The organism is Maritimibacter alexandrii (assembly GCF_005871115.1).
In the GTDB taxonomy this organism is placed as follows: Bacteria; Pseudomonadota; Alphaproteobacteria; order Rhodobacterales; family Rhodobacteraceae; genus Maritimibacter; species Maritimibacter alkaliphilus.
The window spans coordinates 28,088-39,947 of the sequence record NZ_SWKQ01000014.1 but is presented as its reverse complement, the minus strand read 5'-3'; the positions used below and the strand labels follow the sequence as shown (position 1 = coordinate 39,947).

13 protein-coding genes and 1 tRNA gene are annotated in these 11,860 nt (G+C 64.7%); 9 read left to right on the top strand and 5 right to left on the bottom strand.

Going from position 1 to position 11,860, the window contains the following annotated elements; translation table 11 throughout:
- The first annotated feature begins 20 nt into the window (after positions 1-20).
- Positions 21-1,274 (top strand): glutamate-5-semialdehyde dehydrogenase, encoded by a 1,254-nt coding sequence (locus FCT00_RS16845; protein WP_138423956.1) that lies wholly within the window; start codon positions 21-23, stop codon positions 1,272-1,274.
- A 105-nt stretch (positions 1,275-1,379) separates the two neighbouring features.
- On the opposite strand, the gene FCT00_RS16840 is transcribed toward FCT00_RS16845, so the two are convergent.
- Positions 1,380-1,976, bottom strand: a complete 597-nt coding sequence (locus tag FCT00_RS16840) for a histidine phosphotransferase family protein (protein WP_138423955.1) — start codon at positions 1,974-1,976, stop codon at positions 1,380-1,382.
- Between the two features lie 27 nt (positions 1,977-2,003).
- Between FCT00_RS16840 and FCT00_RS16835 the strand changes: the two genes are divergently transcribed.
- The 3 genes from FCT00_RS16835 to FCT00_RS16825 all read left to right on the top strand — a co-directional run bounded on the left by FCT00_RS16835 (position 2,004) and on the right by FCT00_RS16825 (position 3,932).
- The gene (locus tag FCT00_RS16835; protein WP_138423954.1) at positions 2,004-2,189 is read left to right on the top strand and encodes a DUF3553 domain-containing protein; all 186 of its coding nucleotides are present in this window, start codon (positions 2,004-2,006) and stop codon (positions 2,187-2,189) included.
- Positions 2,190-2,319: 130 nt separating this feature from the next.
- Positions 2,320-3,105 (top strand): GNAT family N-acetyltransferase, encoded by a 786-nt coding sequence (locus FCT00_RS16830; RefSeq protein ID WP_138423953.1) that lies wholly within the window; start codon positions 2,320-2,322, stop codon positions 3,103-3,105.
- Positions 3,102-3,932 (top strand): lysophospholipid acyltransferase family protein, encoded by an 831-nt coding sequence (locus tag FCT00_RS16825; RefSeq protein WP_138423952.1) that lies wholly within the window; start codon positions 3,102-3,104, stop codon positions 3,930-3,932. Before FCT00_RS16830 ends, FCT00_RS16825 begins: the two co-directional genes overlap by 4 nt.
- Here FCT00_RS16825 and FCT00_RS16820 read toward each other — a convergent pair.
- Together FCT00_RS16820 and FCT00_RS16815 are read right to left on the bottom strand one after the other, a co-directional pair.
- Positions 3,929-4,549, bottom strand: a complete 621-nt coding sequence (locus FCT00_RS16820) for a thiamine phosphate synthase (protein ID WP_138423951.1) — start codon at positions 4,547-4,549, stop codon at positions 3,929-3,931. The genes FCT00_RS16825 and FCT00_RS16820 overlap by 4 nt on opposite strands.
- 53 nt (positions 4,550-4,602) lie before the next feature.
- Positions 4,603-4,941 (bottom strand): TfoX/Sxy family protein, encoded by a 339-nt coding sequence (locus FCT00_RS16815; protein ID WP_040884405.1) that lies wholly within the window; start codon positions 4,939-4,941, stop codon positions 4,603-4,605.
- A 46-nt stretch (positions 4,942-4,987) separates the two neighbouring features.
- On the opposite strand from FCT00_RS16815, the gene FCT00_RS16810 reads away from it, so the two are divergent.
- Positions 4,988-5,737 (top strand): RNA methyltransferase, encoded by a 750-nt coding sequence (locus FCT00_RS16810; protein WP_138423950.1) that lies wholly within the window; start codon positions 4,988-4,990, stop codon positions 5,735-5,737.
- A gap of 90 nt (positions 5,738-5,827) precedes the next feature.
- On the opposite strand, the gene FCT00_RS16805 is transcribed toward FCT00_RS16810, so the two are convergent.
- Complete coding sequence (locus FCT00_RS16805; RefSeq protein WP_008329034.1) at positions 5,828-6,295, bottom strand: disulfide bond formation protein B; 468 nt, start codon at positions 6,293-6,295, stop codon at positions 5,828-5,830.
- Positions 6,292-6,870 carry a YqaA family protein gene (locus tag FCT00_RS16800; protein ID WP_040884404.1) on the bottom strand — a complete coding sequence of 193 codons (579 nt, stop codon included), beginning with the start codon at positions 6,868-6,870 and terminating at the stop codon, positions 6,292-6,294. The genes FCT00_RS16805 and FCT00_RS16800 overlap by 4 nt, the downstream gene beginning before the upstream one ends.
- A 116-nt stretch (positions 6,871-6,986) precedes the next feature.
- Between FCT00_RS16800 and ypfJ the strand changes: the two genes are divergently transcribed.
- From ypfJ to FCT00_RS16780, 4 genes are all read left to right on the top strand, one after another.
- Entirely contained in the window at positions 6,987-7,823 is an 837-nt protein-coding gene (ypfJ, locus tag FCT00_RS16795; RefSeq protein WP_138423949.1) for a KPN_02809 family neutral zinc metallopeptidase, read from the top strand.
- Positions 7,824-7,867: 44 nt separating this feature from the next.
- Positions 7,868-7,953: transfer RNA gene (locus tag FCT00_RS16790), tRNA-Leu, on the top strand.
- Between the two features lie 822 nt (positions 7,954-8,775).
- A complete protein-coding gene (locus FCT00_RS16785) occupies positions 8,776-8,967 on the top strand; it encodes a hypothetical protein (protein WP_138423948.1) in 192 nt (63 codons plus the stop codon).
- A gap of 1 nt (position 8,968) precedes the next feature.
- Positions 8,969-11,860: Ig-like domain-containing protein (locus FCT00_RS16780; protein ID WP_138423947.1), on the top strand; the 2,892-nt coding region annotated here is incomplete at its 3' end.

Sequence of the window (11,860 nt, the reverse complement as noted above, 5' to 3'; positions counted from 1 at the left end):
CGGCGACAACGGAGGCTCCGATGAAAGACGCTGAAAACATCCCCGCGCTGATGCAGGAACTGGGCCGCAAGGCCAAGGCCGCCGCTGCGGAGCTTGCTTTCGCGCCATCGGATGCCAAGCGCAAGGCGCTGGATGCGGCCGCCGACGCCATGTGGGCGCGGCGGGACGAGATCATTGCGGCCAATGCCAAAGACCTCGAGTATGGCCGTGAAAAGGGTCTGTCGCCCGCCATGATGGATCGGCTGATGCTGGACGAGGCCCGCATTCAGGGCATGTGCGACGGCGTGCGCTCGGTGGCGGCCCAGGACGATCCCGTCGGCGCGGTGATGTCCGAATGGGACCGGCCCTCGGGCCTGCACATCAAGCGCGTGCGCACGCCGCTGGGCGTGATCGGCGTGATCTACGAAAGCCGTCCCAACGTGACGGCGGATGCGGGCGCCCTGTGCCTCAAGGCGGGCAACGCCGTGATCCTGCGCGGCGGCTCGGAAAGTTTCCATTCGGCGGGCGCGATCCATGCCTGTCTGGTCGAAGGCCTGAACACGGCGGGTCTGCCGGAGGACGCGATTCAGCGCGTGCCGACCCGCGACCGCGAAGCGGTGCGCGAGCTTCTGACCATGACCGACTATGTCGACGTGATCGTGCCGCGCGGGGGTAAGGGGCTTGTCGGCCTCGTCCAGCGCGAGGCGCGGGTGCCGGTTTTCGCCCATCTCGAAGGCATCGTCCACGTTTACATCGACAAGGCGGCGGACCCGCAGAAAACGATGGACGTGGTCATCAACGCCAAGACCCGGCGCACCGGGATCTGCGGCGCGGCGGAATGTCTGCTCGTCCACATGGACGCGCTGGATCTGGGCCAGACCGTGATCGACGCGCTCATGGCGGCGGGGGTCGAGGTACGTGCGGGCGAGGGCCTCAAGGGCTCTGTCGTCGCGACCGACGATGATTGGGGGACCGAATACCTCGACTCGATCATCGCGGCCAAGGTCGTGGACGATCTGGACGCGGCGATCGACCATATCCGGACCTATTCCTCGTCCCACACGGATGCCATTCTGACCGAGGACGATGTGGCGGCGGCCAAATTCTTCGAACGGCTCGACAGCGCGATCCTGATGCGCAACGCCTCGACGCAGTTCGCTGATGGCGGCGAGTTCGGCATGGGGGCCGAGATCGGCATCGCCACCGGCAAGATGCATGCGCGCGGGCCGGTGGGGGCCGAACAACTGACCTCGTTCAAATACATCGTCGAGGGTGACGGTACGGTCCGACCGTAGGCCTAGCCAAAATGTTCGTAGCAGGCCGCTCGCTTCGGCGGGGCTCTGTGCCGACGTGAACGCCACACCGTCGGTTCTCTTTGGCCTGTGCCCGGACCGGACAGGTCAGACGGTCAGCCGAACCTCGGTTTCAAGCTGTGCCTGCGTGACCTGTCGGCCCTGAGCAAAGGCCTCTTCCGGCAGAAGGGCGAAGTGGATGTTGGCGGGCGTGGCCGTTCCGCGCCCGTCGATCAAGGCCCAGTCGTCGTCTTCGATGCGAAACCGCTCGGCGCGCCCGGTCACGACAAGGCCGCCTGCGTCCCGCTCGACCGAAATCCGCCCGCCATAGGGCATCGCGCTCGCCAGACAGTTGAGCGCCAGAAGCGCGAGTTTCGCATCGGTGCGGGCCATGTCGCCGGGAATACGCCACTCCACAACCGCCTTGGTTTCGATGCCGGCAACGGCCTCGGCCAGATCGCCCGCACGCACCACGGCGCCGCTGCCAGCCGCCCCGAACGCGATCCGAAAGAACCGGATTCGCCCCCGCGCATTCACAAGGCTTTCATTGACCAGCGCCATCTCGGGGGTTTCCTCTCCCCCGGTCAGCGTCATAAGCTCGATCCCGTTGCCGATGGCGCCCAAGGGGCTGACGAGATCGTGGCAGATGCGCGATCCGACGAGGGCGACCAGATCCGGGGCCGGGGCGGTTTCGTCCTTGCTCATGCCGCGCCACCCGCCGAAAGGAACCTGATGAACCCGCTCGCCTCGCTTCTCGAACCCGGCCAGCTCGTGCGCTGCCCGACCCAGCCCGACTGGGGTCTGGGGCAGGTGCAGTCGAATATCGGTGGCAAGGTGACGGTGAATTTCGAGCACGCGGGCAAGCAGGTCATTGATATCTCCACAGTCGATCTCACACCGGTTTTCGACGAAGGCTGACGGTCGCCTCATCCGTTTCTCCGACGCTATCACAACCTAGAATTGTGTCAAACCAACGCAGCGAACGCTGCTGTTGCCAATCTTCCGCGTGATCCCTAGAACCCCGGAAAACGAGGAGCCCGCCGTACCGATGTCAGACAGCAGTCCCGTCTACGAACTGCGCATCGCCGAGACCGAGGACGACATTCGCGACGCACAGCGTTTGCGCTATCAGGTCTTTGTCGAGGAATTGGGCGGTGACGGTGTCGACGTCGATCACGAAAACCGGCTGGAACGCGACGAATTCGACGACTGGTTCGATCATCTGATCCTCTACGACCGGTCCCGGCCCGAAGGCGATCAGGCGGTGGGCGCTTATCGCGTGATGCGCGACGATCAGGCCGCGAAACTGGGCCGCTATTACACGGATGCCGAATACGATCTGACCGCGCTCAAGACCTGCGGGCGCAAGCTTTTGGAGCTTGGGCGGTCCTGCGTACACAGGGACTACCGGGGTGGATCGGCGCTGCCGCAGCTTTGGGTGGGCCTTATGAACTACTCCGACGCCCACGGGATCGACGTGATGTTCGGGGTGGCGAGCTTTCACGGCACCGATCTCGACGCGATCAAGCTGCCGCTCTCGCATCTGCACCACAGCCATCTCGCCCCGCCTGAGCTTCGCACCCGCGTGCTCGACGAATTCTACACCTCGGCCGATCTGATGCCGGCGGATGAGATCGACGACAAGGCGGCAATGAAGGCGATGCCGGCGCTCATCAAGGCCTATCTGCGCCTGAACGGCGTGATCGGGGACGGTGTCTATATCGACGAGCCGTTCAACACCTCGGACGTCTGTATCATCGTCGACATGGCCAAGGTGCCGCCGAAACAGCGCGCGATGTACGAAAAACTCGCCAAACGCGAGGCGAAGGGGTGAGCGAGCCGTGGGATGACGGGTCGGCACAGCCCGACCTGTCCGTCGGCCCTCTGGGCCTGTGCCTTGCCGTTATCCGGGGCGTTCCGCTGGCCCTTGTGTTGGCCCTCGGGCTGATCCTGACCTTCGCGCTGCGTCCCTTCGAAAAGCTCTTCGCGGGCGAGGGTCGGCCAGTGACGCCCACGATCACCCGCATCATCTGCCTGTGCGCGCTTGTGCTGATCGGCCTGCGGCTGCGGGTGCGTGGCACGCCGATGAAGGAGCCGGGCGCGGTCGTTGCCAACCATGCGTCGTGGCTCGATATTTTCGTTCTGAACGCGCCGAAACGGATCTATTTCGTCTCCAAAGCCGAGGTTGCGGGATGGGCCGGCATCTCGTGGCTCGCCAAGGCGACGGGGACCGTCTTCATCGTGCGCGACCGGCGCGAGGCGCGGGGGCAGGTCGAGGTGTTCCGGCGCCGCCTGTCGCTGGGCCACAGGCTGCTGTTCTTTCCCGAAGGCACTTCGACCGACAGCCGCCGGGTGCTGACCTTCAAGACGACGCTCTTCGCGGCCTTCTTCGACGCGGCGCTGCGCGACACCATGCGGGTGCAGCCGGTGAGCGTCGTCTACCACGCGCCCAAGGGGCGGGACGATCGGTTCTATGGCTGGTGGGGCGGCATGGACCTTGGCCCGCACCTTTTGGCCGTGCTGGCTGCGCGACCGAACGGGTCGGTCGAGGTTGTCTATCACCCCCCGGTGCGGGTTGCCGATTTCGCAGATCGCAAGACGCTGGCCGCCCATTGCGAGGCGGCGGTGCGTGGCCCGGTGCTGGACAGCCTGACGGGTTAGCCGCGGGCCGCTGCCAGGGTCGTGAGCGCAGCGATGGGATCGTCCGTGCCCCAGATCTCCTCACCGACCGAGAAGAAATCGGTGACCGGGGCGAAGTCGCGCACCAGTGCCTCGGTCAGCCCGCCTTCCGCGACGATCGGCACTTCGATCATCTCGGTCCACCACTGGAAGAGATCGCGCCCCGCGATTTCGCCGGTGCCGAGGTTCGACGTGCCGACGGGGCCGAAAGCGACGTAATCGGCATCCTGTTCGCCCGCCGTCATCCCGTCATGGCGCGAGGTGCCGCAGAAGGCGCCGACGATGGCATCCTTGCCCAGATCCTTGCGCGTCTTCCGCACCTGGCGCGACCCGTCGGTGAAATGCACCCCGTCCAGGCCGAGCCGTTCCACCATCAGCACATGATCGGCGATGACGATGGCGATGTCGCGGGCATGGGCCACCTCCCGGCAGGCATCGGCCGCGCGCGCGATCGTATCCTCGTCACGGGTGGCGAGTTCGAGCCGCAGACAGGCGATCTCGACCGCGTCCAGCGCGCGGGCGAGCTGGTCGGGAAAGCTCGACAGCTCGAACTGCGGCGGCGTCACGAGATAAAGCTGGGGCAGGTCGGTTTCGGCCATCACGCGTCCTCGGTTGGGATTCGCGGCTTTCTACAAGCGTTTGGGGGGAAACGCTACTTCGGTGGAAGGCTCGCGGTGAAGGTCAGTGCCATGTCGAGCAGTCGCGTGCGCGTCAGGTCGTCGGCCAGTGCCTCGCGCGTCACGGCGACATATCCGCCCATGGTGCGTCCGCCCATGACCATCGGCGTCACCCCGTCCGACGCCAGCGCCGCCTTCATGTTGTCCTTTCCGACCCGCATCAGCGCGCCGCCCTCGGCTGCCCGGCGCACGCCGCCGATCATGTTGCCGTTCTGAAAGAAACACAGGCCCCCGAACATGGCCTTTTCGGTCAGCCCCTTCAGGCCCGACAGGTCGGTGCGCAGGATCTCGGCCTCGCCCTCGTCAAACGCCATCCCCATCTCCTTGCCCGTCCGACCGCGCCACAGTAACACGGGGCCCATGAGCGACGAAGATCAAACAGGACCGCAGCCCGCCTTCGTGCTGGTGCGCCCGCAGATGGGTGAAAACATCGGCGCCGCCGCGCGCGCGATGCTGAATTTCGGGCTGGAGCGGATGCGGGTCGTCGGCCCGCGCGACGGCTGGCCCAATCCAAAGGCGGTGGCGATGGCCTCGGGCGCGGGGCGGGTGCTGGACGCGGCGGTGGTCTACGACGATCTGCCCGCCGCGCTGGCCGATTGCGACTACGTCTACGCGACGACCGCCCGGTCGCGCGAACTGGCGAAACCCGTGCGTACGCCGGAGCGGGCCATGGCCGAAGCCCGCGCGATGCGCGCCGAAGGCAAACGTGTCGCGGTGCTGTTCGGGCCGGAGCGGGCGGGGCTCGAAAACGAGGACGTGTCGCGCGCCAACGCGATCATCACCGTGCCGGTCAACCCCGAGTTCGCATCGCTGAACCTCGCCCAATCCGTGCTGCTCACCGCTTATGAATACGGGCGTCAGACCATCGACGCCGCGCCCGAGGTCATGAGCCTCGCCAAGACCGATTTCGCCACGCAGGTCGAGGTCGAGGCGCTGGCCGACCATTTCGAGCGGCGGTTGGACGAGGTCGGGTTCTTCTTTCCCCAGACCAAGGCGGCGGGCATGAAGCTCGTCCTGCGCAACGCCTGGACCCGGCTCTCGCTCACCCGCGCCGACGTGCAGATGTTCCACGGGATGCTGCGTCAGATCTTTCGCAAGCTGGGCGACTGACCGCGTCTTCTCTGGTCCGAAAATACCTCGGGGAGGTCTGGAGGGGCTGGCCCCTCCAGCGGGTCGGATCGGGCGCAGCCCGGTCCGAAATCAGGCGGCGGCGCGCCGGGCCGCGATGACCCAGATCACCGCGAGGGCGAGGGAAATCAGGGCGTTCAGGTTCGCCATCGTCACGCCGAACATCTCCCACGGGATCTCGTCACAGCGCACCAGCGGCGCCGACATGATCTGATCCATGAGGTCATCGGTCGACAGCCCTGCCGTGGACCCGCCCGTGCAACTGGACGGACCTTCCCACAGGTCGCGTTCGACGCCGGAGTGGAACACGCCGATGCCGGAGGTCGTCAGCGCGGCCAGCGCCCCGAGCCAGGCAAGCCACCTGCGACCGAGCGCAAGCGCCACGACGCCGATCAGGATCGCGACGGCATGGGGATAACGCTGCCAATAGCACATCTTGCAGGGCGCATATCCCAACGCCTGGAACACGAAGGCACCGCCAAGCAGGGCGACGGACCCGAGGGTGGCCACGAGGACCAGTTGTTTCCAGTTCAGTGTCATATGAATTTCACCACGTAAAAGCCTGCGAGGAGGAGGACAACCAGCAGGACGAACATGAGCCCGAGCCGCTTCTCGATGAAGTCCCGGATCGGTTCGCCGAATTTCCACAACAGCCCGGCGACCACGAAGAACCGCAATCCGCGCGCGATGATCGACGAGATCATGAACACGCCGAAGTTCAGGCCCGTGGACCCCGACAGGATGGTTATGACCTTGTAGGGGAAGGGGGTGACGCCCGCCATCAGCACCATCCACGCGCCCCATTCGTTATAGCGCACCGCGAATTCGTCGAAATAGGCGTCCTTCCCGTAGAACTCGAGCACCGGGCGTCCGATGCTCTCGAACAGGCCCCAGCCGATGTAGTAGCCCAGCATCCCGCCCGCGACGGACGAGACGAGCGCGACGCCTGCGATCAGGAAGGCCTTGCGCGGCATGGCGATAATCATCGGGATCATCAGGATGTCGGGCGGGATCGGAAAGACCGAGCTTTCAAGGAACGCGACCAGCGCGAGACCCCACATCGCATAGGGTGATTGCGCAAGACCGATGGTCCAGTCGTATAGTCGTCTCAGCATGCCCGGCCCCTTTTTGCCGGATAAAAGCACTGAAAACGCAGCAAGGGTCAAGCAGATGCGTTCCACGGGAACCGGCGGCACCATAAACAGGTTGTGAATTCCGAAGGGAGACTCGGATGAAATGGCAAGGGCGGCGCGGCAGCCGGAACATCGAAGATCGCAGGCGGATGTCCGGCGGCACGGCGGGGATCGGCGGCGTGGGCCTTCTGGTCATTCTCGCCATCGGGTATTTCGCGGGGATCGACGTGACGCCGATCCTGGACGAAGTGACCGGGACCCAAGGCGGGGGCGAGGTCACCGAAGCCGACGACCGCGCGGCGCAGTTCGTGTCCGTCACGCTGGCCGATACCGAGGAGGTGTGGGCGGGCATTTTCGACCGTCAGGTGGACGGGGCCTACGCACCGCCGACGCTGGTTCTTTACAAGGGCGTGACCCGGTCCGCCTGCGGTGGCGCCTCCGGTGCGACCGGGCCGTTCTACTGTCCGGGCGACCGCAAGATCTATCTCGACACCGCGTTCTTTACCACGATGGAGCGTCAGCTCGGCGCGGGCGGCGATTTCGCGGCCGCCTATGTCGTGGCGCATGAGGTGGCGCATTCGGTTCAGGACCAGCTTGGTATTCTGGGCGAAGCGAACCGGGTTCGCGCGCAGGTCAGTGCGGCGCAGTCGAACGAAATCTCGGTCCGGATCGAGCTTCAGGCCGACTGTTTCTCGGGCATCTGGGCGCGGCAGGCCGAGGCGCAGTTCGGCTCGCTCGAACGCGGCGACATCGCCGAGGCGATGAATGCCGCGAAACAGATCGGCGACGACACGCTGCAACGAAACGCGGGCCGCGTGCCGATGCCGCACACCTTCACCCACGGCACCTCGGAGCAGCGCCAGCGGTGGTTCGCCACCGGCTATGAGACGGGCGATCTGAACGCCTGCGATACCTTCGCCACCGACAGGCCTTAACCGCCGTTGACGCAGCCGCCGTGCAGGGCTAGACGAAGCGTCGTGCCCGAGTGGCGGAATGGTAGACGCAGGGGATTCAAAATCCCCCGGTAGCAATATCGTGTCGGTTCGAGTCCGACCTCGGGCACCATCCAGCCGATCCAGACCTTGCGAAGCGGCAAGCCTTTGCCGGAATGCGCGCCTGTGCCGATTTGACCTCGCCCTGCGGATTACGCGTGTCGTTGATTCGGGTTTTGTTAAGGCCTTTCGGACGTTCGCTCGGAACAGAACCGGCGGTTTCGGCGGCATTGGTCTCATTTTGAGAACGTTAGCCATACCAATGATTTGGGCGAGTCTCTGTCGGCATTTGCCCGTTTGTTTCCACGACATCGATTTTGGCCAGTTGTCGTTACGGAAACAATAGAACGGGTAATATTCACCTAAATTCGCCCTGATCTGTGGATAAGTGCTACAGAAAAGGGCGTTGATAACCGAGACTGGTAGTTTCGCCTGCACGCGCGGGTTGAAATTGTCTCCGGTGGCGAAACAAACGGCTCATCCGGCAGATCGATCCGCGGATCGGATGTGATTGATTGTTAACGATTTCGGCGCGGCCTGACCGAAGTTTCCGCGAGAATTCCCTTTTTTGGACACGAGGTTGGGAGTAATTTCAAAGTGCCCAACTGGGGGGCGATGTCTGTAGGCCACGGGGGCGGCCGCACACGAGAACCACGGTATTTGCCGTGGGGTAGAGGTGTGTGCCGATCGCTGTGCGGCGGTCTGCAAGCTGGGCGAACGGTCGTGCGGACGGGGGGTCCTCATCGATTTTTCAGGTCCAGCCGGGTCCCAGTCGGGCCCGATCTCTCCTCACATGGCAGGTGTACCAAGGTGTGTGCGGCACATCCGTGGCTTCGCGGTGTCGCCCGATGCTTGGGTCAGGAACGAACGCCAAGGCGAGGGGACATAGAAGACGATGCTGTCTTTGACCGATAACGAACTCATCATCTGTGCGACGCGCACGGGTGCCTTCGGCGTTCGAGTGATTCAACCCAATGAAATCAGCGACTTCAGCACCGGTGCGGCAGGCGCCGGTAACGAAAACCATGCGTGCATGACGGTTACCGACGGCGCAGCGCGCCGCGGACTTGAGCAAGGGAAACAGTGAAATGACGTTCTATAGCAAAAACCTTTACGGCTACTTCAAGTACGGCTCGTTTTCCTACGGCAAGTGCGGCGGCGGCGATCGCAACAACGACCCGGATGCGGTCAACGACAGCGCGAGCACCTATGAGGGCGATCCGGTCACGGTCGGCGTTCTGAACAACGACAGCGACGCGGACGGCGACGCGCTCAATATCGTGAGCACCGGCAACCCGAGCCACGGCAGCGTCACGGTCAACGCCAACGGAACGGTGACCTATACGCCGGACGATGGCTACACGGGCAACGACAGCTTCACCTACACCATCTCCGACGGGAACGGCGGTACCGACACGGCGACCGTTTGCATCCGCGTGGAATGCGATCCGAACGGGAACAACGAAGACCCGGATGCGGTCGACGATGCGGCCAACACGACCGAGGGCGACCCGGTCCAGATCAACCTGACCGGCAACGACAGCGACCCGGACGGTGACACGCTCACCGTCATCGGCGGGACCGATCCGGCGAACGGCACGGTCACCAACAACGGCGACGGCACCGTCACCTACACGCCCAACCCGGGCTTCGTGGGCGAAGACACCTTCACCTACACGATCACCGACGGCAACGGCGGCCAGGACACGGCGACGGTGACCGTCTGCGTGACCGATCCCAACGGCGGCAACCAGGACCCGGACGCGGTCAACGACACGACCAACACCTTCCCGGACACCGCTGTGACGGTCGAAGTCCTCGCCAACGACAGCGACCCGGACGGCGACACGCTGACGATCATCGGCGGCACCGACCCGACGAACGGCTCGGTGACGGACAACGGCGACGGCACCATCACCTACACGCCCAACACCGGTTTCACCGGCACGGACACGTTCACCTACACTGTGTCCGACGGGAACGGCGGCACGGATACCGCGACGGTCACCGTCTCGGTCAATGACAACGGCGGCGGCAACAGCGTCGACGCGGTGGACGACAGCTACAACATCGACGAGGACACGACGCTCATCGTCGATCTGACGGCGAACGACAGCGACCCGGAAGGCGACGATTTCTCGATCACCTCGGTCGGCTCGGCCACCAACGGCACGACGACGTTGAACCCCGACGGGACCGTCACCTACAAGCCGAACGACGACTTCAACGGCACCGACACCTTCACCTATACGATCACCGACGATCAGGGCGCGACCGACACGGCGACCGTCACGATCAATGTGGGCGCTGTGCAGGACGATCCGGACGCCGAGAACGACGTCGAACTGACGGATGAGAACACGCCGGTCGACATCGACGTGCTGGCCAACGACAGCGATCCGGACGGCGATACGCTGAATGTCCTGAGCTACGGGCAGGGCACGAACGGCACCGTGACCGGGGGCGGCACCGGCCCGCTGACCTACACGCCCAATGCCGATTTCACCGGCACGGATACCTTCACTTACACCATCACCGACGGCAACGGCGGTCAGGACACGGCGACCGTGACGGTCGTGGTCGGCGACGTGGACGACAACTCGGTCGTCGCGAACGACGATTCCGCCACGACCACGGCCGGGAATCCGATCGAAATCGCGGTTCTGTCCAACGACACCGACCCGCAGGGCGATACCTTCTCGATCTCGGGCTTCTCGAACGGCACGAACGGGTCGGTCACCGCCGATGCGGACGGCAACCTGACCTACACCCCCGACGCGGGCTTCACCGGGCAGGACACCTTCACTTACACCATCGTGGATTCCCAAGGCGCAACCGACACGGCGACCGTGACGGTCACGGTGAACGCGGGCGGCCAGAACTCGGTCGACGCGGTGGACGACAGCTACAACATCGACGAGGACACGACGCTCATCGTCGATCTGACGGCGAACGACAGCGACCCGGAAGGCGACGATTTCTCGATCACCTCGGTCGGCTTGGCCTCCAACGGCACGACGACGCTGAACCCCGATGGGACCGTCACCTACAAGCCGAACGACGACTTCAACGGCACCGACACCTTCACCTACACGATCACCGACGATCAGGGGGCGACCGACACGGCGACCGTCACGATCAACGTGGGCGCTGTGCAGGACGATCCCGACGCGGAAAACGACGTCGAGCTGACGGATGAGAACACGCCTGTCGACATCGACGTGCTGGCCAACGACAGCGATCCGGACGGCGATACGCTGAACGTGCTGAGCTACGGGCAGGGCACGAACGGCACCGTGACGGGTGGCGGCACCGGTCCGCTGACCTATACGCCCAATGCCGATTTCACCGGCACGGATACCTTCACCTACACCATCACCGACGGCAACGGCGGTCAGGACACGGCGACCGTCACGGTGGTCGTGGGCGACGTCGACAACAACACCGTCGACGCGGTGGACGACAGCGCCACGACGACCGCCGGAAACGCGGTCGCGGTGACCGTGCTTGCGAACGATACGGACCCCGAGGGCGACAGCTTCTCGGTCACCGGGTTCTCGAACGGCACGAACGGCTCCGTCTCGGCGGATGCCAACGGTGTGCTGACCTACACCCCGGATGCCGGGTTCACCGGGGTCGATACCTTCACCTACACGATCACCGACGATCAGGGCGCGACCGATACGGCGACCGTGACGGTCACGGTGAACGCCGGCGGCCAGAACAGCGTGAACGCGGTCGATGACAGCTACGACATCGACGAGGACACGACGCTGATCGTGGATCTGACGGGGAACGACTCGGACCCGCAGGGGGACGATTTCTCGGTGACGGCCGTGGGCACGCCCACGAACGGCACGGCGACGTTGAACCCGGACGGGACGGTGACCTACAAGCCGAACCAGGACTTCACCGGGACCGATACCTTCACCTACACCATCACCGACGATCAGGGCGCGACCGATACCGCGACCGTGACC